This window comes from Bacillus sp. ISL-4 (assembly GCF_018613275.1).
GTDB classification, from domain to species: domain Bacteria; phylum Bacillota; class Bacilli; order Bacillales; family DSM-1321; genus Peribacillus; species Peribacillus simplex_E.
The window spans coordinates 230,509-250,286 of record NZ_JAGGQN010000014.1 but is presented as its reverse complement, the minus strand read 5'-3'; the positions used below and the strand labels follow the sequence as shown (position 1 = coordinate 250,286).

At 43.0% G+C, this 19,778-nt stretch carries 23 protein-coding genes and 1 tRNA gene; 20 read left to right on the top strand and 4 right to left on the bottom strand.

The window, feature by feature from the left end; translation table 11 throughout:
• Positions 1 to 13: 13 nt before the first annotated feature.
• The 3 genes from J7J00_RS13830 to J7J00_RS28055 all read right to left on the bottom strand — a co-directional run bounded on the left by J7J00_RS13830 (position 14) and on the right by J7J00_RS28055 (position 1,270).
• On the bottom strand, positions 14 to 655 hold the full coding sequence (locus J7J00_RS13830) for a class D sortase (protein ID WP_214791335.1): 642 nt from the start codon (positions 653 to 655) through the stop codon (positions 14 to 16).
• A gap of 63 nt (positions 656 to 718) precedes the next feature.
• Positions 719 to 1,141 (bottom strand): processed acidic surface protein, encoded by a 423-nt coding sequence (locus J7J00_RS13825; protein WP_214791334.1) that lies wholly within the window; start codon positions 1,139 to 1,141, stop codon positions 719 to 721.
• Positions 1,142 to 1,270 carry a hypothetical protein gene (locus J7J00_RS28055; protein ID WP_286201340.1) on the bottom strand — a complete coding sequence of 43 codons (129 nt, stop codon included), beginning with the start codon at positions 1,268 to 1,270 and terminating at the stop codon, positions 1,142 to 1,144.
• Between the two features lie 89 nt (positions 1,271 to 1,359).
• Between J7J00_RS28055 and J7J00_RS28050 the strand changes: the two genes are divergently transcribed.
• The 16 genes from J7J00_RS28050 to J7J00_RS13750 all read left to right on the top strand — a co-directional run bounded on the left by J7J00_RS28050 (position 1,360) and on the right by J7J00_RS13750 (position 15,606).
• Positions 1,360 to 1,494 carry a hypothetical protein gene (locus J7J00_RS28050; RefSeq protein ID WP_286201339.1) on the top strand — a complete coding sequence of 45 codons (135 nt, stop codon included), beginning with the start codon at positions 1,360 to 1,362 and terminating at the stop codon, positions 1,492 to 1,494.
• 267 nt (positions 1,495 to 1,761) lie between these two features.
• Positions 1,762 to 2,946 (top strand): ATP phosphoribosyltransferase regulatory subunit, encoded by a 1,185-nt coding sequence (locus J7J00_RS13820; protein ID WP_214791333.1) that lies wholly within the window; start codon positions 1,762 to 1,764, stop codon positions 2,944 to 2,946.
• Complete coding sequence (gene hisG, locus J7J00_RS13815) at positions 2,939 to 3,568, top strand: ATP phosphoribosyltransferase (protein ID WP_034311625.1); 630 nt, start codon at positions 2,939 to 2,941, stop codon at positions 3,566 to 3,568. The genes J7J00_RS13820 and hisG overlap by 8 nt, the downstream gene beginning before the upstream one ends.
• A gap of 26 nt (positions 3,569 to 3,594) precedes the next feature.
• Positions 3,595 to 4,881: a histidinol dehydrogenase gene (gene hisD, locus J7J00_RS13810; RefSeq protein ID WP_214791332.1), complete on the top strand. Its 1,287-nt coding sequence runs from the start codon at positions 3,595 to 3,597 to the stop codon at positions 4,879 to 4,881.
• A gap of 73 nt (positions 4,882 to 4,954) precedes the next feature.
• Positions 4,955 to 5,542, top strand: a complete 588-nt coding sequence (hisB, locus tag J7J00_RS13805; protein ID WP_063233950.1) for an imidazoleglycerol-phosphate dehydratase HisB — start codon at positions 4,955 to 4,957, stop codon at positions 5,540 to 5,542.
• Entirely contained in the window at positions 5,543 to 6,175 is a 633-nt protein-coding gene (hisH, locus tag J7J00_RS13800) for an imidazole glycerol phosphate synthase subunit HisH (protein WP_144549397.1), read from the top strand.
• Complete coding sequence (gene hisA, locus J7J00_RS13795) at positions 6,172 to 6,906, top strand: 1-(5-phosphoribosyl)-5-[(5-phosphoribosylamino)methylideneamino]imidazole-4-carboxamide isomerase (RefSeq protein WP_214791331.1); 735 nt, start codon at positions 6,172 to 6,174, stop codon at positions 6,904 to 6,906. The genes hisH and hisA overlap by 4 nt, the downstream gene beginning before the upstream one ends.
• Positions 6,907 to 7,665: an imidazole glycerol phosphate synthase subunit HisF gene (hisF, locus tag J7J00_RS13790; RefSeq protein ID WP_076368250.1), complete on the top strand. Its 759-nt coding sequence runs from the start codon at positions 6,907 to 6,909 to the stop codon at positions 7,663 to 7,665. It begins immediately after the preceding gene.
• Positions 7,662 to 8,318, top strand: coding sequence for a bifunctional phosphoribosyl-AMP cyclohydrolase/phosphoribosyl-ATP diphosphatase HisIE (gene hisIE, locus J7J00_RS13785; protein ID WP_214791330.1), 657 nt, complete (start codon positions 7,662 to 7,664; stop codon positions 8,316 to 8,318). Before hisF ends, hisIE begins: the two co-directional genes overlap by 4 nt.
• Before the next feature lie 510 nt (positions 8,319 to 8,828).
• Positions 8,829 to 10,331, top strand: a complete 1,503-nt coding sequence (locus J7J00_RS13780) for a tetratricopeptide repeat protein (protein WP_214791329.1) — start codon at positions 8,829 to 8,831, stop codon at positions 10,329 to 10,331.
• A gap of 103 nt (positions 10,332 to 10,434) precedes the next feature.
• Complete coding sequence (trxB, locus tag J7J00_RS13775) at positions 10,435 to 11,382, top strand: thioredoxin-disulfide reductase (RefSeq protein WP_141992819.1); 948 nt, start codon at positions 10,435 to 10,437, stop codon at positions 11,380 to 11,382.
• A 549-nt stretch (positions 11,383 to 11,931) separates the two neighbouring features.
• Positions 11,932 to 12,390 carry an NUDIX hydrolase gene (locus J7J00_RS13770; protein ID WP_063233957.1) on the top strand — a complete coding sequence of 153 codons (459 nt, stop codon included), beginning with the start codon at positions 11,932 to 11,934 and terminating at the stop codon, positions 12,388 to 12,390.
• A 41-nt stretch (positions 12,391 to 12,431) separates the two neighbouring features.
• The gene (rapZ, locus tag J7J00_RS13765; RefSeq protein ID WP_141992821.1) at positions 12,432 to 13,331 is read left to right on the top strand and encodes an RNase adapter RapZ; all 900 of its coding nucleotides are present in this window, start codon (positions 12,432 to 12,434) and stop codon (positions 13,329 to 13,331) included.
• Entirely contained in the window at positions 13,321 to 14,307 is a 987-nt protein-coding gene (locus J7J00_RS13760) for a gluconeogenesis factor YvcK family protein (RefSeq protein WP_214791328.1), read from the top strand. The genes rapZ and J7J00_RS13760 overlap by 11 nt, the downstream gene beginning before the upstream one ends.
• Positions 14,308 to 14,374: 67 nt before the next feature.
• Positions 14,375 to 15,328, top strand: coding sequence for a DNA-binding protein WhiA (whiA, locus tag J7J00_RS13755; RefSeq protein WP_214791327.1), 954 nt, complete (start codon positions 14,375 to 14,377; stop codon positions 15,326 to 15,328).
• Positions 15,329 to 15,348: 20 nt separating this feature from the next.
• Positions 15,349 to 15,606, top strand: coding sequence for an HPr family phosphocarrier protein (locus J7J00_RS13750; protein WP_048688029.1), 258 nt, complete (start codon positions 15,349 to 15,351; stop codon positions 15,604 to 15,606).
• A 97-nt stretch (positions 15,607 to 15,703) separates the two neighbouring features.
• Here the strand turns inward: J7J00_RS13750 and clpP are convergent, their stop codons facing one another.
• Positions 15,704 to 16,312, bottom strand: a complete 609-nt coding sequence (clpP, locus tag J7J00_RS13745) for an ATP-dependent Clp endopeptidase proteolytic subunit ClpP (protein WP_063233960.1) — start codon at positions 16,310 to 16,312, stop codon at positions 15,704 to 15,706.
• 289 nt (positions 16,313 to 16,601) lie between these two features.
• On the opposite strand from clpP, the gene J7J00_RS13740 reads away from it, so the two are divergent.
• The 4 genes from J7J00_RS13740 (at position 16,602) to J7J00_RS13725 (ending at position 19,759) form a co-directional block, all read left to right on the top strand.
• Positions 16,602 to 16,673 (top strand) — tRNA-Arg (locus J7J00_RS13740).
• 317 nt (positions 16,674 to 16,990) lie between these two features.
• Positions 16,991 to 18,328, top strand: a complete 1,338-nt coding sequence (rpoN, locus tag J7J00_RS13735; protein WP_309487168.1) for an RNA polymerase factor sigma-54 — start codon at positions 16,991 to 16,993, stop codon at positions 18,326 to 18,328.
• 5 nt (positions 18,329 to 18,333) lie between these two features.
• Positions 18,334 to 18,585 (top strand): glutaredoxin family protein, encoded by a 252-nt coding sequence (locus J7J00_RS13730; RefSeq protein WP_214791326.1) that lies wholly within the window; start codon positions 18,334 to 18,336, stop codon positions 18,583 to 18,585.
• Positions 18,586 to 18,724: 139 nt separating this feature from the next.
• Positions 18,725 to 19,759, top strand: a complete 1,035-nt coding sequence (locus J7J00_RS13725) for a sugar-binding transcriptional regulator (protein ID WP_098371545.1) — start codon at positions 18,725 to 18,727, stop codon at positions 19,757 to 19,759.
• Positions 19,760 to 19,778: the final 19 nt, after the last annotated feature.

Genomic DNA, 19,778 nt, shown 5'->3' with positions numbered 1-19,778 from the left:
TCAGCCCCGTATCTCATTTACCTATCTCCGATTTCAATAAATCGGCAACCAATAAGTATCGTTCCGGTGCACTACCAATATATGAAAAAGGATAACAGGTTGTTACTGTAAGTGTGGCTTTAGGCTTGGGAACGATCACGGTACGGTCATCTGCATCGACGATACGAACCTTCCTCACTTTATATGTAAACGTACCGGCTTCTGTCTTGGCAATCAGCAAGTCACCTTCGCCGACTTCACCTAAATCTCTGAAAATTGTATCTCGGTGACCGGATAAAACGGAATTATCCTTTTCACCGGGGAGGACGGACCCCGCATAATGACCGACGCCCTTTTCGAGTTCATCTTCGTCCGTTCCGTGATAAATTGGAAGTGTTGCCTCGATTTTTGGAACATAAAGCTCACCCATCAAATCACCTGTCTCCGGTCGTTCTTCATATAGTTCAAGCCCAACGGGAATATCAGCTTTCGTCTTCGGTTCGGGTAGCTTAGCCGTCGCTTCCGTTGTGTCAGATTTATTCCATTTATATAGGGCATAGCCTTTTAACAGCGTATAGGCATTTGTCGTTGTAAAATAAAAACCTAAGGTTAAAATGCAAAAAGCAGTGATAAGCAACGTTTTTTTCTTATGCCTGGATTGCCTATTTTTGGTCATCTTAATTAGTGAGTCTCGCTTTTCTGATTAATCCGAAAGCGATACCCATCAACACTAAACCGATTAAAGCACCGAATAAGTAATTACCAGCCGTTTTAGGAAGCACTCCGCCTTTTTCCGTTTTATGTTCAGCTCTTCGTCTGTAAGGCCAATCTCAGTAAAGAGACCATCCATTAAATCGATGATCTCTTCATCATCATATTCCATCTCTTCCTCATCATAATCCATTTCTAAATCGATGATATCCTCAATGTCGTAAATGAACTGGAAGGTATCGATGATGGAATCCCCCTCTTCCAGTTCACCGTATTCTATTAATAATTCCGTAAGTTCAGCTTCTGTCATTTCATATTGCTTAAGTAGATTCTGTATGGTCTCAGGAGTGACGGTCGGTCCTAATGTATCACGCAACTCTTCTACCGATTTCAGTTCATTTAATGATAAGCCGTAATAGGATAAATACTCTTCCAATTCTTCTTGCGTCATTCAAACTTCAGAAAGGTATGCATTAAGCTCATCCTGGTTGATCTTAGTTGCCGCAAAACCCTTCGTTCCGCTTATACCCAGTGAAAAAAGAACGATAAGTGCCACAAAAAATGAAAAAAATTTCTTCACTCCCATTTACCCCTAAAATTTTCTAATATTACCAAACTCCTAAACATTATAAAACAGCTAAACCAAAAGGTATACATTAATAACAATGAATGGCTAAAAATAAGAAGATATATTCGGGTAAAAAGGTACAACTCCTTCCGGTTGGACTTAAACCGATCATGAAGAATATCCAAGATTGCCATTGTATTGAAGTAATGGGATTAGGCATATTTTCCTTGACGTAAGGTGGGGGCAGGGGTAAACTATTAATAACTTCAACCTACTACCATATTAGCGAACTAAAGCGTTTTGATAGATTATTGCGATTATTTATATTATTATGTCAGTTTATTTGATACTATTTTTATATGTTGTCCGAAATTTGGATTTAAGCGTGAAACCTTGGAAAGATAAAGGGATAAACAAAATTAGGAATGGGTGCATCGGTTTTTGCCCATAGGCGGACCGATTGGATATAGATAGTAATCAAAATTTCAAAAGGATGTGCAGTCGTGACAAAGCCATTTATGTTTGAAAAACCATTAGGCATGAGAGATACATTGCCGGTGCTGTATGAAACGAAAGTGTCGGCCAGAAATAAAATGAGTGATGAAATCAAGAAGTGGGGCTATCAATTTATTGAAACGCCTGCTTTGGAATATTATGAAACAATTGGCGATGCTTCGGCAATCTTGGATCAACAGTTGTTTAAACTTCTTGATTCCCAGGGACATACGCTCGTACTCCGTCCCGAGATGACAGCTCCCATTGCACGGGTCGCAGCATCCAAACTGTTAAAACAGCAAATTCCGCTTCGTCTGGCCTATTCCGCGAATGTATACCGCGCACAGCAGCGTGAAGGAGGCAGGCCGGCAGAATTCGAACAGATTGGCATTGAATGTATCGGAAATAAGTCTATAAGTGCCGATGCTGAAATGATTGCCCTGCTTGCGGATGCTCTAAAGGCTGCAGGGCTTCAGGAATTTAAGATTTCCATTGGACATATCGGATTTTTGCAAGAATTTTTCTTAAGCATTCTAGGTACGGAGGAAAGAGCCTCTATATTAAGGAAGTTTTTGTATGAAAAAAATTATGTCGGTTATCGCGAGCATGTTAAATCACTGCCGCTTTCATCCATTGATAAACAACGGCTTATCGAATTTACCTCATTAAGGGGCAGTGAAGGAACCCTGAACAAGGCGCTAGGGTTGGTTGAAAATAATAAAGGGCAAGATTCTTTGGCTGAACTGAAGGAATTGTCTGCGCAGCTGAAAGAATTTGACGTTGAACAATATGTGAGCTTCGACTTAACATTGGTCAGTCATATGAGTTATTACACGGGAACTTTATTTGAAGTGTATGCCGGGCAAGTGGGTTCGCCAATCGGCAATGGCGGTCGGTATGATAATCTGCTTGCGAAGTTCGGCTGGAATGCTTCGGCCACAGGTTTTGCAATCCGGGTGGATCGTCTTGCGGAAGCTCTTGGGGAGCCGATCCAGCCTGTCGCGCCAGAATGCATTTTATTCAGTCCCGAACGGAGATTGGAAGCAGTACAATTTGCAAGAAAAAGACGCTCCGAAGGAAAATTGATAACGATTCAAGATATTACGGTCGTCCAGAATGTCGATGCTTTTACACGGACATTTTCTGAAGTTCATTTATTCGTAGGGAATGGGGGGAATGGAAAAGATGAATAATAGCTTTTTAACGATTGCCATGCCGAAAGGGAGAATTTTTGAAGAAGCGGCAGAGCTGTTAAGAAGGGCCGGTTTTCGTCTCCCTCCCGAGTTTGATGATTCCCGGAAATTGATCCTAGAAGTGGAAGAGGAGAATCTGCGGTTCATTTTAGCAAAACCGATGGATGTCGTAACATATGTGGAACACGGCGTCGCTGACATTGGAATTGCAGGGAAGGATGTCATGTTAGAAGAAGAACGTGATGTCTATGAGTTACTTGATTTGAAAATCAGTGCCTGCTACTTGGCTGTAGCTGGTTTGCCTGGTACGAAAATAAGTGACATCGCCCCCAAAATTGCCAGTAAATACCCGAACGTTGCTTCCAGTTATTTTCGCGAGCAGGGGGAGCAAGTTGAGATTATAAAGTTGAATGGGTCAATTGAGTTAGCACCGTTAATCGGTTTAGCTGAACGAATCGTCGATATCGTTTCAACGGGGCGGACATTGAAGGAAAACGGTCTTGTGGAATATGCAAAAATCGCCAATGTGACTTCGAGGCTGGTAGCAAACCCTGTCAGCTATCGAATTAAAGAAGCAAGGATTACCGAAATCGTGGAACGGCTAGCAGAAATTATTGAATAGTAAAGAATCGCTAATGAGGTGAAGGTATGAAAATAGAACGGTTTGCTGAAGGGATTTCACTGAAACGCTCGGTTGAGGCAGGTACTGCCGATCAAAGAAAAGCAGTTCAGGATATTATTTATGATGTCAGGAAAAGCGGAAACGCCGCTTTACATACCTATACCGAACGTTTCGATGGTGTCAGCCCAGGGGAATTACTTGTATCGGAACAGGAAATGGAAGAAGCGACGGCGGCCTTAACTGCTGAGCAACTTGATATTATTCAAGAAGCTGCAAATAATATTCGAATGTTTCACGAGAAACAAATTCGGAATTCATGGTTTACGACTGATGATACGGGAACGATGCTAGGACAAAAATTGACACCTCTTGATGCTGTAGGTGTTTATGTACCTGGAGGCACAGCGGCATATCCTTCGTCAGTATTGATGAATGTGCTGCCTGCGAAGGCCGCGGGGGTGGAACGGATCGTTATGGTTTCCCCTCCAGGAAAAGAAGGGAAATTATCGCCAGCGGTTTTGGCAGCTGCCAAAATTGCCGGGGTGAAGGAAATCTATAAAGTTGGCGGGGCCCAGGCCATAGCTGCTCTCGCTTATGGGACGGAAACAATTAAGAAAGTGGATAAAATAGTGGGTCCGGGAAATATATATGTGGCGTTAGCGAAGCGCGAAGTATTCGGTGATGTTGCCATTGATATGATAGCAGGTCCAAGTGAAATAGCGATATTGGCTGACGAATCGGCCATCGCTGCAGAAGTTGCGGCAGACTTGCTATCACAGGCGGAGCATGATGCCCGGGCATGCAGTGTTTTGGTGACGACGTCAACGTCACTTGCAGAAGAAGTGGCAGCAGAAGTGACCAAGCAGGTGGCGTTACTTCCACGCCATGATATTGCTGCAGCATCCATAAGGGATTACGGACGAATCGTTGTATGCGGGAATATGGCAGAAGCTGTTGAAGCGATTAATGAACTTGCACCGGAACATTTGGAAATTGTGGCTAAAGATGCACTTGAAATCATGGCTAAAATACGCCATGCCGGGGCAATCTTCATTGGCCGCTTTAGTTCGGAGCCCGTCGGGGATTATTTTGCAGGTCCCAACCATGTGTTGCCTACAAATGGAACTGCCCGTTTTTCCAGCCCGCTGAATGTGGATGATTTCCAAAAGAAATCGAGCGTCATCATGTATAGTGAAACAGCCTTCCGCAAAAATGCAGAAAAAATCGCAGCATTTGCCCGGATGGAAGGACTCGAGGCTCACGCCCGTGCCATTGAATCACGTGGTGTGAATGAATCCGGGAAAAAGTCCTGAAAAATAAGTGAAACCACTGATATAAAGACTTTTGAACATGCTTTTACATCTTGGGAATTGAGGAGGAGTTGTAATGGAACGTTTTGCTAGTGTGGAGCGAAAGACGAATGAAACGGAAATAAGCTTGAAGTTTGGTGTTGATGGGGAAGGTAATTCCTCCATTAAGACGGGCGTTCCGTTTATGACGCATATGCTGGATTTGTTCACGAAACACGGGAAGTTTGATTTGACTGTAGATGCAAACGGGGATACAGACGTGGATGATCATCATACAACTGAAGATATTGGCATTTGCTTGGGGCAGACGTTATTGGAGGCCCTTGGAGACAAGCGCGGGATAAAGCGTTACGGAAATGCTTTCGTACCTATGGATGAAGCACTCGCCCAGGTTGTCATCGATTTAAGCAATCGTCCGCACCTGGAGTTCCGGGCTGAATTTCCTTCGCAAAAGGTCGGTACCTTCGATACTGAACTGGTGCATGAGTTTCTTTGGAAATTCGCTCTTGAAGCCAGGATGAATCTGCATGTAGTCGTACATTATGGACACAACACACACCATATGATCGAAGCAATATTCAAAGCGCTTGGACGTGCATTGGATGAAGCTACGACCATCGATCCGCGTGTCAAAGGCATCCCTTCGACGAAAGGAATGTTGTAAATGATCGGGATCGTCGATTATGGCATGGGGAATTTATTTTCCGTAAGCAAAGGGCTGGAGCGCCTTGGTGCCGATTCATTCATTTCCGATGACCCAAAAGAACTTTCTAAGTCGAATGGGATCATACTTCCCGGCGTTGGCTCTTTCAGGGATGCCATGAGTCTCTTGGAAAAACAAAAGCTGGATGAATTCCTGAAGGAATATGTAGCCGATGGAGGGTATCTTTTAGGCATCTGCCTTGGTATGCAGCTTCTCTTTGATGAAAGTGAGGAAAATGGACCTGCAAAAGGATTATCCCTCATCCCGGGTAAAGTCGTTCGTTTTAAAGGTGTGGATGCGAATGACCAGGTTTATAAAGTGCCGCACATGGGCTGGAATCGCCTTGAATTTAAACAGGCGTCACAAGTGAATGAGGGACTGGAAGAGGAACATGTTTATTTCGTCCATTCTTACTACGTCGATACGGATGAATCATTCGTTACCGCTTCGGCGACGTATGATGTGGAAGTGCCGGCGATCGTCGGTAAAGGGAATGTATTCGGCATGCAGTTCCATCCGGAAAAAAGCGGGAAGATGGGCATGTCACTCTTGAGAAATTATCTGTCATTAGTAGAAGGGAAGGAAGAAGCATGAGCAACTTTACTATTTACCCGGCGATTGATATGCGCGGAGGCAAATGCGTCCGCTTAATCCAGGGGGATTACAATCAGGAAACCGTTTATGGCGACTCCCCCTTCGATATGGCTAAAAGCTTTGCAGACCAAGGAGCCGATTGGATACATATGGTCGACCTTGACGGAGCTAAAGAGGGAGTGCGCATCAATGATTCATACGTAATTAAAGCGGCAAGTGAGTTAGGGGCCCGCATTCAAATCGGCGGCGGCATCCGTACGGAACGGGATATAGCCCATTACCTGGATAATGGAGTGGAACGTGTCATTCTAGGCAGCACGGCCGTTTCAGACCCTGATTTCACTAAAGATATGATTAGGAAATATGGAAGCCATATCGCAATCGGGATAGATGCGAAAGATGGCAAGGTAGCCACTCATGGTTGGCTTCAAACTTCTGGAACCCTTGCGATAGATCTTGGCAAATTACTGGCCGATGCTGGTGCAGAGACCTTTATCGTGACTGATATCGCGACGGATGGCATGCTTTCAGGTCCAAATGTGAAAGGTATATTGGCCATGGCGGAGGCAACTGGTAAAAACGTGATCGCTTCAGGAGGCATTGGTTCACTCGAAGACCTTGTCACCCTCAAAGAGTATGAAGCCCAAGGCATTGCAGGGGCAATCATAGGCAAAGCAATTTATACCAATCGCTTTACTGTAGAAGAAGCACTAGAAAAGGTGCGTGGTTAAATGCTCACTAAACGAATAATTCCATGTCTCGATGTAAAGGATGGGCGCGTAGTCAAAGGTATACAATTTGTTTCCCTTAGGGATGCTGGAGATCCGGTCGAACTTGCATCCTTTTACGACCAAGAAGGTGCCGATGAGCTTGTTTTCCTGGATATTTCCGCATCACATGAAGGCAGGGAAACGATCGTCGACGTCGTTCAAGCGGTAGCGGGCAGCTTGGCAATCCCGTTCACAGTGGGCGGCGGCATAAATTCATTGGCGGATATGAAGAAGATCTTACGAGCCGGCGCCGATAAGGTATCCTTAAATACAGCAGCCATTCTGCGCCCTGATTTAATAAATGAAGGTGCTGATTATTTTGGTTCCCAATGTATCGTTGTCGCCATAGATGCCCGATATGATGAAGAGCTTGGGTCATGGCGCGTCTATACCCACGGCGGTCGGAAACCGACTGAATGGGAAGTGGTCGAGTGGGCGAAGGAAGCCGTAATCCGCGGTGCAGGTGAAATTTTATTGACAAGCATGGATTGTGACGGCGAGAAAAAAGGGTTTAATATCGCTTTGACAAAAGCGGTATCTGAAGCCGTTTCAGTGCCGGTCATCGCCTCAGGTGGGGCTGGTAACGCCGAGCATTTCCAGGAAGCCTTCCAAGAAGGAAAAGCCGACGCAGCATTAGCCGCATCGATTTTTCATTATAAAGAAACATCCGTCAAAGAAGTCAAAGCGTTTCTCAAACAACAAGGAGTGGTTGTACGATGAATCTTGAAACAATTAAATACGACGAAAAAGGCCTGGTACCGGCAATTATTCAAGATGCAGGAACCGGCGAAGTGCTGACACTTGCTTACATGAACCAAGAATCGCTGCAATTGTCGATTGAAAAAGGTGAAACGGTCTTCTTCAGCCGTTCGCGCAATGAATTATGGCATAAAGGGGCGACCAGCGGCAATACCCAGAAAATCATCGAAATGAAGTATGACTGCGATCAAGATGCATTGGTCGTTCGGGTCGCTCCTGCAGGTCCTGCTTGCCATACAGGGGCAACAAGCTGTTTTAGTGAAACGATTTACCGAAACAGTGAAGCCGGACAAGATGTGAAGGCGAATGTGACTTTCTTGACGGAATTGGAAAGATTGATTGAAAAAAGAAAATCGGAAATGCCTGAAGGTTCATATACTACCTACCTATTCGATAAGGGCGTTGATAAGATCCTGAAAAAAGTCGGTGAAGAAGCGGCAGAAGTGATCATTGCTGCTAAGAACCGGGATGCAGAGGAACTGTCGATGGAAAGCGCCGATCTCCTCTATCACTTATTCGTTCTTCTTCGGGAGCAGGAGTTGCCTTTCCAAGCAGTGCTTGATGTATTGAAAGCTAGACATGCCGATAAGGACGAACCGAAAGAAACCGAATGAATGGTGATCGCCCTCCGTGCTCAGACTGAAGACAAACTCGATGAAAATCAAGTTTGTCTTCAGTTTTTTAATGGCTTGTTCAATTTGGACGTTGATTTCCGCTCCAGGCACTCGCTTTCCGCGGGCGATCCGGGAGGGCTTGTGCCTGCGGGGTCTCCCCTAGACGCTTTTCCCGCAGGAATCTCGCACCTTCCTCTCCAATCAACTTCTGCTACAAAATTTTGGTGAATACCATACCTGAGATTTTGAAGGTGTTGCTTTGTTCGGGACCATCATTGATGAAAGAGATATTTTCCACCCCCTTTTATCTACTAACTGTGCCCTCCGTCAATAGGAGGGCTTTTTTGTATTTACGAATAATCTTGAATCCCCATTTGGCTAGGGATATAATTCGATTTTTTCTTAAAGAAAGCATGGTAATTACCGTTTTCCATTTTCTTGAATTGTTCGGCAAATATTCTCCAATATGTTATAATACTATGGTTAATCAACTTGTAGATGGAGGATTACATGAGTAAAGACTCTAAATTTGGCCAACAGGCAAAAATTCTAACTTTTCACCCAACAGGTGAGTATTATTTCACCAAGGGTTTAAAAGCTTATCATAGACGAGAATTACCTAAATCAAAAAAATACCTGGAACGTGCGCTGGAACTTGAACCGGCTGAACCGATGATAGCCTGTCAATTGGCAATCACCTGCTCGGAAATCGGTGAATATAATTATTCAAACAACCTATTGGAAAACATCTTGGATGTAATGGATCCCTATATGTCGGAATGTCATTACTTCCTGGCGAATAATTATGCCCACTTAGGCATGTTCAAGGAGGCTTATCGTCACGCCAGTGCTTATCTTGATAAAGAAGAAGACGGGGAGTTCAGCGATGACGCAGAGGATCTGCTTGAACTGATAACTTTTGAGTCGGATGAGTCAGAAGAAAACCCCTTTAAGCATGATGGGCTCATTACCAAACAGGAACAAGCCCGTGAGTACTTGGAATCAGGCAATTTCCCGAAGGCAATCGAAGTCCTGAAAGAAACGATTGCCGAGTACGAGGATTACTGGTCTGCTTATAATAACCTGGCACTTGCCTATTTCTATCTTGGTCAAGTAAATGAAGCTTTTGAAACACTTGATGAGGTACTGGAAAAAAGTCCGGGAAACCTGCATGCGCTTTGTAACCTTGTTGTTTTTCATCATTATCAACAGGATGAAGCGAAGGTTGAAGAGCTCATACAGATGCTGGAGAAAATTCGGCCGATGCTATCTGAACATCGTTTCAAGCTTGGAGCGACCTTTGCTTTGATCGGAAACTATGCTTCTGCATTTAAATGGCTGAAAGGACTCCAAAAGCAAGGGTTCGAGGGAGATGGAACCTTCTATTATTGGCTTACCATTTCCGCTCACCACTTAGGCCATGAACAGGCTGCCAAAAAGGCATGGAAAAAGGTCGTGGAAATGAACCCGGAAAAGGAAGGCATGGAGCCTTGGGGAGATATGAATGCAACTTCAGATGGTTTTGAGCATCATTTTCCTTCTATTATAAAAAGACTGGAAAGTGAATTCATCGAAGAAAGGCTGTTTGCCATTTTCCTTCTGAAACATTCGGTTCATAAACAGAAGCTATTGAAAAACCAGGTCCTCAACCTAAATCAGAATTTCACTGATTTGGAACGTGATTATGCCGAACTTGTTCAAGTTCCTGCTAAAGATCGCCAATTAACACCGATCGATTTTGCCGATCGTACAGCTGAGTTAATATATCGGCATTTCCAACCGATACAATTAAATGAAGCCGGGCTCTATTTAATGTGGTTTTCCGTCTTCATCGAAGCGGTGAAATCCGAGCAGAAGTTAAATAATCCAGCAGGCTGGGCATCTGCGGTGGAGTACGTGTGGAATCAGCTTAAAAATGAGAAGGCGAGCAAACAGGCAATCGCAGACAAACATTTCATATCGGTGTCCACCTTATCGAAGTACGTAAAGTTGGTTGAAAACTTACTGGGATGAGCAGATATTTGGACGAAAAATTATTTGTTATATAGGATAATAGGTAGGGAACACTAACCGTAGTGAAGGTTCCATTTGTAATGGAATATGGAGGAGTGAAAACATGTCTGAAAAAATTTATGACGTTGTTATTATTGGAGCTGGTCCTGCAGGGATGACGGCGGCTGTCTATACATCACGTGCGAACCTTTCAACATTGATGTTAGAACGCGGAGTACCGGGCGGGCAAATGGCCAATACTGAGGAAGTAGAAAATTATCCTGGATTCGATACAATACTCGGACCTGAACTTTCAACGAAAATGTTTGACCATGCAAAGAAATTCGGTGCAGAGTATGCCTATGGGGATGTTAAGGAAATCATTGACGGTGAAGAGTATAAAACGATCAAAGCCGGTTCCAAGGAATTCAAAGCACGTTCAATCATCATTTCATCTGGTGCCGAATACAAGAAAATCGGCGTTCCTGGCGAAAAAGAATTGGGCGGCCGCGGTGTATCGTATTGTGCAGTTTGTGATGGTGCTTTCTTCAAGCAAAAAGAACTGTTCGTTATCGGCGGCGGAGACTCTGCAGTTGAAGAGGGTGTGTACTTAACCCGTTTTGCTTCAAAAGTGACGATCGTTCACAGACGTGACGAACTTCGTGCTCAAAAGATTCTTCAAGATCGTGCATTTGCCAATGAGAAAATTAACTTCATCTGGAATCATACTTTGAAGGAAATCAATGAAAAAGGCGGCAAAGTCGGCGGTGTCACTCTAGTGTCCACTGAAAACGGAGAAGAGACAGTGATGGACGCAGACGGTGTATTCATTTATATCGGAATGCTTCCGCTAACTACACCATTTGAGAACTTGGGCATCTTGAATTCCACAGGCTATATTGAAACGAATGATCGGATGGAAACACGCGTCCCTGGTATTTTTGCTGCTGGTGACGTTCGTGAAAAAACATTGCGCCAAATCGTTACAGCTACAGGCGATGGAAGCATTGCCGCTCAATCCGCTCAGCATTTTGTTGAGGAACTTCAAGAAAAATTGCAGCCAAAGGCTTGATTTCAAGAATATACAATCGTAATTCCGTTTTAACGACGTTGTAACACGCGTGAAATATTAATTGGGTATAGTATGGGTAGAAGTTGACCCCCTTTAATTATAAACGTTTAAGGACACAGATTGAGTTTCTGTGTCTTTTTTTTGTTTTCCGGCTTTGAGACTATATCTTTGGTTCCAATTTTTAGGGTGTTTTTTAAATGGTTTTTAATGTGAAGTAAGCCAGCCCTTTGCATTTATGCAGCGAAAGCGGAGAAGAATAGGAGTTAAGCAGGATAAAGGCTTACCTATGTGATTCCTTGCGAATGAATATTCCCCCAATGCAGGAAGTTTACTTTATTGTTAGCTCATTTCAAAAATAGTATAATGATAAGATATACTAAACATAATCTTTCATAATGGTAAGAAGATGAAAAATACAACTTGTTTGAACTATTAGCATTTGGAAATCGCCAAACGGATATCTAGCGGCGGTTTAAGGATATAAACTGAACCTCTTCAACATGGGGGGAAGGTTTCTATAGTCGAGCAGATCCAATTGAGGTGAAGAACGTGCAACGTGTCACAAACTGTGTATTGATAAAAGATAATCAAATCCTCTTATTGAAAAAGCCTAGACGCGGATGGTGGGTAGCTCCAGGCGGCAAGATGGAACCTGGGGAATCTGTACGCGATGCTTGCATTAGGGAATATCGCGAAGAAACGGGCGTTTATTTAAAAAACCCCTCCATCAAAGGTATTTTCACCTTCATTATGAAGGACGGGGATAAAGTTTTGTCAGAATGGATGATGTTCACTTTCTTTGCAACGGATTCCGATGGTGTAAATGTGGATGTTTGTGAAGAAGGGGAACTTAGCTGGCATCCGGTTGAAGATGTTAAAAAGCTGATGATGGCTGAAGGTGATTTTCACATCCTGGACTATATGGTTCATGGAAGTGGGATCATCTATGGAACATTTACCTATACGCCTGAATTTAAGCTGCTTTCTTACCGATTGGATCCAGGTTAATTTTTAAATATAAAAAAGATATAAATGGGGGCGGAGAAACTATGAGTACAGGGCAGATGAGTGAAACGCAATTGGTCATCATTACCGGAATGTCCGGAGCAGGTAAGACAGTGGCGGTTCAAAGTTTTGAAGACCTCGGCTTTTTTTGCGTCGATAATTTGCCGCCCACGCTATTGCCAAAGTTTTTGGAGTTAATGAAGGACTCCGGGAATAAGATGAATAAAGTGGCCCTTGTCATGGATTTAAGGGGGAGGGAGTTTTTTGATTCCTTATTTCTTGCACTGGATAATTTAACGGATACAGCTGCAGTATCACCAAGAATCCTTTTTCTTGAAGCTGATGATGATTCCTTGGTACGCAGATATAAGGAAACGAGAAGGACCCACCCCCTTGCTCCATTAGGCCGGCCATTGGAAGGCATTAAAATGGAGCGGGAACTTTTGGACGAATTGAAGGGAAGGGCTCAATTGATCTTTAATACTTCCCAACTGAAACCGCGCGAATTAAGGGAGAAAATCGCTTCGGAATTTTCTGCCGATAAAAGTGTCGGCTTTACAGTCAATGTCATGTCGTTCGGGTTCAAACATGGCCTGCCCATAGATGCCGACCTTGTGTTTGATGTACGTTTCCTGCCAAATCCATATTATATTGACCATATGAGGCCAAGGACTGGCTTGGAACAGGAAGTGTCGAGTTACGTTTTAAAATGGAGTGAGACGCAAAAATTCTTGGAAAAAGTGACCGATCTGCTTGCATTCATGCTTCCATATTATAAACGTGAAGGGAAGGCACAGCTTGTTGTTGCGATTGGATGTACAGGCGGTCAGCACCGTTCAGTAGCGTTGACGGAGTATATTTCAAACCACTTCAAAAAGGATTACAGGGTTCAAGTATCACATCGCGATATCGAAAAAAGTAAGGGGAAAGCAGATGTTAAATAATAAGAAACAACCTAAGGTTGTGATCATTGGAGGGGGAACCGGCCTTCCCGTTTTGTTGAGAGGGTTAAAGAAGCATCCAGTGGATATTACGGCAATCGTTACGGTAGCTGATGATGGTGGCAGTTCTGGCCGCCTTCGCGAGGATATGGATATCCCCGCTCCGGGTGATATTCGTAACGTGCTGGCTGCGTTATCGGATGTAGAGCCTCTTGTTGAACAAATGTTTCAACATCGCTTTCAGAGTAAAAATGAGTTGTCCGGGCATTCGCTGGGGAATTTGATATTGGCGGCAATGACTTCGTTGACAGGCGATTTCGTCCATGCGATCCAGGAAATGAGTAAATTTCTTAATGTCCGCGGTAAAGTGCTTCCGGCTGCGAACCAAAGTGTGGTTCTCCATGCGGAGATGGATGACGGAACGATTGTTACAGGAGAATCCAAGATCCCCTTCTCAGGAAAGAAAATAAAAAAAGTTTTTCTGTCTCCTCATCATATAAAGCCGCTCAGTGAAACTCTCCAGGAAATCAAGCAGGCAGATCTTATTGTCATAGGTCCAGGAAGTCTATATACTAGCATTCTGCCTAACTTACTTGTCCCTGGCCTAGGAGAAGAGGTTGCCCGTTCCAAGGCTAAGAAGGTGTACATTTGCAATTTGATGACACAAGCCGGCGAGACGCTGGATTATAGTGCGAGCGATCATATAAAAGCGATATATGACCATATGGGAAATGCATATATTGACAGGATACTTGTTAATAATGAGGAAATACCAACCGAGATTCAGCAACGCTATCAAGCTGAATATGCCAAACCGGTCATGTATGATGTGGAAAGTTTAAAACGGATGGGTCTTGAAATCATACAAGAACGCATTTTCAGCTATGAGGGGAATGTAATACGCCATGACACGAAAAAGGTGGCAGATTTGCTTTATAATATGCTTGTAAATGAAACTAAAAGCCCCATAATACCGTAGATATAAGCGGGGACGTTTTTTTGATTGATAAAAATAGATTACTTGCGTTCGATTGGGGGTGAAATGGATGTCTTTTGCTTCAGAAACGAAAAAAGAGCTTACTACATTAGAGGGAAAGGATTGCTGCGGTAGGGCGGAATTATGTGCGCTTATCCGGATGAACGGATCCCTTTCATTTTCTAATCGGAAGCTTGTTGTGGATATTCAAACTGAGAATGCTGCGATTGCCAGAAGGATTTATACGCTGCTGAAAAAAAGTTATGAGGTCCAGGTCGAGCTGTTGGTCCGAAAAAAGATGAAGCTAAAAAAGAATAATGTATATATTGTCAGGATGTCATCCGGAGGGCAGCGGGTTTTAACCGATTTGGAAATTTTAGGCGATGGCTTTGAAATTCTCCATGATATATCCGATACTATTGTTGGGAAGAAATGCTGTAAGCGTTCTTACCTGAGAGGTGCATTTCTTGCAGGTGGTTCGGTAAATAATCCGGAAACGTCTTCCTATCACCTCGAGATTTTCTCACTTTATAAAGAGCACAATGATGCCCTGTGTGAGCTAATGAATAAGTTTGGCTTGAAGGCCAAGACGCTTGAACGCAAGAAAGGGTACATCATTTATTTGAAAGAAGCCGAAAAAATTGCCGAGTTTTTAAGTATAGTTGGCGCCCATTCAGCTTTATTAAGGTTTGAGGATGTACGGATTGTCCGTGATATGCGTAATTCAGTGAATCGGCTTGTGAATTGTGAAACAGCCAATTTGAACAAGACGATCGGGGCCTCATTGCGCCAGGTTGAAAATATCCATTATATCGGGGATACGGTAGGACTAAGCATTTTACCGGATAAGCTTCGGGAAATTGCGGAGCTTAGGATAGCGTTTCAGGATATAACCTTAAAGGAACTTGGGGAAATGGTATCCGGAGGAACCATCAGTAAGTCCGGGATTAATCACCGATTACGAAAGATTGATGAAATAGCTGACAGGCTCCGTGGGGGAGAGGCTATTGCTGCGAAAAAATAAAGCTAACAGGGGAGATCAAGATGGTGGAAAAACAAGTTGAGGTAAAATTGAAGACGGGTTTGCAAGCGCGGCCGGCGGCTCTTTTTGTACAAGAAGCTAACCGCTTTCATTCAGATGTTTTTCTTGAAAAAGAAGGAAAGAAAGTGAATGCAAAAAGTATAATGGGGTTAATGAGCCTTGCCATCAGTTCTGGCGTGTCCGTGAAGTTAATCGTCGAAGGACGCGATGAAAAAGAAGCGTTAGAGGCATTGGAAGAGTTCGTTCAGCAAGAGGGTTAAAAGAAAAGGATGCCTAAAAGTGCATCCTTTTCTTTTATAATGTAAAAAAGGCTCCGGAAGTCGCTTAAGGCGATCTCCGGAGCCTTTTGTTGCATAATTATTTAGAGTCTTTTTTGTCATCAAGGATGCTGCGCGTGATGACTTTGTCAATCAAGCCATATTCAAGAGCTCTTTCGGAAGTCATGAAGTTATCACGTTCCGTATCTCTTTGAAGGACTTCAATAGGTTGACCAGTACGTTCTGCCAGGATTTGGTTCAGTTTATCTTTCAAGTGAAGGATACGGCGGGCAGCAATTTCAATTTCCGTAGCTTGACCTTGAGCTCCTCCAAGCGGTTGGTGAATCATGACTTCACTGTTTGGCAATGCATAACGTTTGCCTTTTTCGCCAGCAGCCAATAGGAAAGCGCCCATGGAAGCGGCCATACCGATGCAAACTGTGGATACATTAGGTTTGATATATTGCATAGTATCATAAATGGCCATACCGGAAGTGATGCTTCCACCAGGGCTGTTGATGTATAGAGTGATATCTTTTTCAGGATTTTCCGCTTCTAAAAATAGTAATTGAGCAACAATGGAGTTGGAAACATTATCGTCAATTGCACTTCCTAGCATAATGATCCGGTCTTTTAATAAACGGGAGTAAATATCGTAGGCACGCTCCCCACGACTTGTTTGTTCGATAACTGTAGGAATTAAATTCATGTTCATTTCCTCCTTCGATTAAGAGAATCATTTAAATTCTTTATGTATGTATGATACACTTTTTGGTCAATTTAGGTCAAACAAAACAAACCCTATAATGGATAATTTGTTCGACAATTTTCTGGCTAAGGCTCCTTCCTGATAGATTACTTTATATATTATGCCGCACAGGGATGAATTTCCACATTACCCATAATACCCAAAAGACAAAGTTTTAAACCTGATAACCCTTGCAAAGAAGGGGATTCTATCATATAATGAAGTCTGTTAAAAAAATATTTTCTATTACGCCCTCGTAGTGCAACGGATAGAACGCAAGCCTCCGAAGCTTGAAATGCAGGTTCGATTCCTGCCGAGGGCATTACCAATCTTCTGCTTAATAAAGTGGGGGATTTTTTATTGGGCATTTTTAAGAGGTTCCATAAGATTTTTGGTGAATTTACTCGTTTTCCGTAATATTCCATCGAATCCTGTTATGTCATTCCTTTCTTGGAAATAATCGCCAATACTATTGAAAAATGGTGATTTTTCAATAAAAGTAGTTGTTAAATTTGCGTTTCTAACATATAGTATTTAAAACAAATAAACTATTCAGAAAAAAATCGTAAGCGTTTTCATGGGTTTTTGTGTAGAATTTTCTCCTGATAATGTAAAATGGAGTGGGGGAGGGATGAATCGATGAGTATGAATATGAAAGCAGGACTTTTTCAACAGCAAACATTAAAGATGGCAATGACCCAGGAGCTTATGCAAGCTATTACATTGCTGCAATACTCCTCGCAGGAGCTATCGGCTTTTCTAGAAAATAAAATGGTGGAGAATCCATTACTGTCCATAGATCAGCCAACATCTTCTATATTTCAGCCAACTTTTGACCGGAAAAAGGGTAAACGGACTCTTAAAAATACGTATGATGCCAACTATTGGATTGAACAGATCAGTGAAGATACTTTATCGCTTGAACAGCATATTATGTCCCAGGTGAATCACCAGCAGTTTTCAGGTGAGCAGCAGAAGGCAATGCTTCTATTAATTCATAACCTTGATGAAAACGGTTACTTGAGGACTCAACTGGATGATATATGCGTCCCAAGCATATCTCCGGCCGTTTTGGAAGAGAGTCTCTCGATATTACAGGAACTCGAGCCGCATGGCATTGGAGCGAGAAACCTTCAAGAGTGCCTTTTGCTTCAGGTGAAAGCAGAAGCGGAGAACCTGCTTGCAGAATCGATCATAGAAAATCATTTCCTCGATTTTGCTGAAAAGCGTTGGAAAGACCTAAGTAAGAAAATCGGTGTTACAATGAAGGAGATTCAAGAAGTCTTTGATTATATCCAGACGTTGAACCCGCGTCCGGCTTCACTCTTTTTTCAGGAAAAGCCTTCTTATATAGTGCCGGATGTGGTCGTGGAAGTTCGGGATGGCATGCTGCTTGTTGGGAATTATGATGGTAACACACCCAATCTTAATGTGGATAAAGGGTATTTAAACCGAATGAAGAGCCATAAGGATCAGGGAGTTCAACGGTTTATCCAGGATAAGTGGCAGGAATACCAATGGATCTCCAGAGGGATTCAACAAAGAAAAGAAACTATATTGAAGGTCATTCAGTGCATCGTCGAAAAACAGCCGGCGTGCTTTCATCATGGCCTGAACTTTTTGAAGCCGATGACGATGAAAGAAATAGCTGATGAAATTGGTATACATGAGTCCACAGTAAGCAGGGCGGTTAAAGGGAAATACGTGCAGACACCATTTGGCACGATAGAGATGCGGATATTTTTCACTACTTCTTTACAGTCAGTCGGCCTTGATGAGGATATGTCGGGCATGCAAGCAAAAAAGAGCCTGCAGGCAGCCATCAATGGGGAAAATAAACAAAAGCCGCTTTCGGATCAAGACCTGGCAGAACGGTTGAAAGAGGAGCATGGAATTATCTTGGCACGCCGAACCGTTGCCAAATACCGGGAACAATTAGGGATCCCTTCTTCATCTAAACGAAAAAGATATGATTGAAAAGGATGAGTGGTTTGGAATCAAATGCGTTTGTTTTATATAGTAGGGATAAATGCCCGTTATGTGATAAAGCCAAGCAGGTACTTGAAGAAGTGAAGGCGGAGTCGGGCATAGGCTATAAGGAAATCGATATCCATACCGATGATGATTTGCTAGAAAAATTCGGGCTGATGATTCCTGTCGTAGAATGGAAAGATGATATCGTTCAATTCGGAAATGTTGATAAGTCAGCTCTAAATAGGCTTTTGGAAAAATAATTTTTCAAATCATTTGAAGAAACATTCCGTTCCTGCTAGAATAAAATATGTAGCAGGAATATTTTTTTGTTTTAAGTGGGACATAAAATGACTACGCGGGACATTAAATGTCCAACTTAACTTTTTAGGAGTTTTAAATATGCGTACATTACTCGAGGTACAAAGAAAATTATTACCAGATTTCCTTCTGGTTATGCAAAAAAGGTATGATATCCTGCGTTATATCAAAATGATGCAGCCGGTTGGAAGGCGCAGTCTGTCCGTGAGCCTTAATTTGACAGAACGGACGCTTAGAGGCGAGGTTGATTTTCTGAAAAGTCAGAACCTGGTTAACATATTCAGCTCTGGTATGACGCTGACTGATGAAGGGATTGAAATCCTGGATAAGTTAGAAGGAATAATGCGTGAAGTAATGGGTATTGACATAATGGAACGGCAATTGCAGGATTTGTTACAAGTGGATGAGGTCATTATTGTCTCAGGAAATTGTGATGAGACCCCATGGGTGAAAAAAGAATTGGGTAAAGCTTGTGCAAACCGTATGAAACGGGAATGGAACTCAAAGAATATCATTGCGGTTACTGGCGGATCGACAATGGCCGAAGTGGCTAATTCGTTGTCACCTGATGAAGCGTCGAAGAAATTGATATTTGTCCCTGCCCGCGGGGGAATTGGTGAAGCAGTGCAGAATCAGGCCAATACGATTGTCGAAAAAATGGCACAGAAAGCACAGGCCTCATACAGAGTGTTATATGTACCCGATCAATTAAGCGGTGAGGTTTATGCTTCGTTTCAGAAGGAACCTGCAATTAAAGAAGTGATTTCCCAAATTAAATCTGCCGATATGATCATTCATGGAATCGGTGATGCCATGGCCATGGCAGAGAGAAGAAATTCTTCGCCAGAAATGTTAAAGAAGCTGTTAGATGGAAATGCTGTAGGAGAGGCATTCGGTTATTATTACGATGAAAACGGCAAAGTTGTTCATAAGGTTTTGACAGTCGGCATCCAGTTAGATGATCTTAGCCCTGAAAAGCGAGTGATAACTGTGGCAGGTGGCAAAACTAAAGCAAAGGCTATCCGTTCCTACATGAAAGGCGCACCTTCATCAACCGTTTTGATCACAGATGAAGCGGCGGCACAAGAGTTAATTCAGGGGAATTACACCCCTTAATATATTTGCGAACTTAAAA

What these genes read in the sequence shown, in the direction of transcription:
- J7J00_RS13830 (WP_214791335.1), bottom strand. Translation starts at nt 655, where the DNA reads ATGACCAAAAATAGGCAATCCAGGCATAAGAAAAAAACGTTGCTTATC.
- J7J00_RS13825 (WP_214791334.1), bottom strand. Translation starts at nt 1,141, where the DNA reads ATGACGCAAGAAGAATTGGAAGAGTATTTATCCTATTACGGCTTATCA.
- J7J00_RS28050 (WP_286201339.1), top strand. Translation starts at nt 1,360, where the DNA reads ATGGCTAAAAATAAGAAGATATATTCGGGTAAAAAGGTACAACTCCTT.
- hisG (WP_034311625.1), top strand. Translation starts at nt 2,939, where the DNA reads ATGAATAATAGCTTTTTAACGATTGCCATGCCGAAAGGGAGAATTTTT.
- hisD (WP_214791332.1), top strand. Translation starts at nt 3,595, where the DNA reads ATGAAAATAGAACGGTTTGCTGAAGGGATTTCACTGAAACGCTCGGTT.
- hisB (WP_063233950.1), top strand. Translation starts at nt 4,955, where the DNA reads ATGGAACGTTTTGCTAGTGTGGAGCGAAAGACGAATGAAACGGAAATA.
- hisH (WP_144549397.1), top strand. Translation starts at nt 5,543, where the DNA reads ATGATCGGGATCGTCGATTATGGCATGGGGAATTTATTTTCCGTAAGC.
- hisA (WP_214791331.1), top strand. Translation starts at nt 6,172, where the DNA reads ATGAGCAACTTTACTATTTACCCGGCGATTGATATGCGCGGAGGCAAA.
- hisF (WP_076368250.1), top strand. Translation starts at nt 6,907, where the DNA reads ATGCTCACTAAACGAATAATTCCATGTCTCGATGTAAAGGATGGGCGC.
- hisIE (WP_214791330.1), top strand. Translation starts at nt 7,662, where the DNA reads ATGAATCTTGAAACAATTAAATACGACGAAAAAGGCCTGGTACCGGCA.
- J7J00_RS13780 (WP_214791329.1), top strand. Translation starts at nt 8,829, where the DNA reads ATGAGTAAAGACTCTAAATTTGGCCAACAGGCAAAAATTCTAACTTTT.
- trxB (WP_141992819.1), top strand. Translation starts at nt 10,435, where the DNA reads ATGTCTGAAAAAATTTATGACGTTGTTATTATTGGAGCTGGTCCTGCA.
- rapZ (WP_141992821.1), top strand. Translation starts at nt 12,432, where the DNA reads ATGAGTACAGGGCAGATGAGTGAAACGCAATTGGTCATCATTACCGGA.
- J7J00_RS13760 (WP_214791328.1), top strand. Translation starts at nt 13,321, where the DNA reads ATGTTAAATAATAAGAAACAACCTAAGGTTGTGATCATTGGAGGGGGA.
- whiA (WP_214791327.1), top strand. Translation starts at nt 14,375, where the DNA reads ATGTCTTTTGCTTCAGAAACGAAAAAAGAGCTTACTACATTAGAGGGA.
- J7J00_RS13750 (WP_048688029.1), top strand. Translation starts at nt 15,349, where the DNA reads ATGGTGGAAAAACAAGTTGAGGTAAAATTGAAGACGGGTTTGCAAGCG.
- clpP (WP_063233960.1), bottom strand. Translation starts at nt 16,312, where the DNA reads ATGAATTTAATTCCTACAGTTATCGAACAAACAAGTCGTGGGGAGCGT.
- rpoN (WP_309487168.1), top strand. Translation starts at nt 16,991, where the DNA reads ATGAGTATGAATATGAAAGCAGGACTTTTTCAACAGCAAACATTAAAG.
- J7J00_RS13730 (WP_214791326.1), top strand. Translation starts at nt 18,334, where the DNA reads ATGAGTGGTTTGGAATCAAATGCGTTTGTTTTATATAGTAGGGATAAA.
- J7J00_RS13725 (WP_098371545.1), top strand. Translation starts at nt 18,725, where the DNA reads ATGCGTACATTACTCGAGGTACAAAGAAAATTATTACCAGATTTCCTT.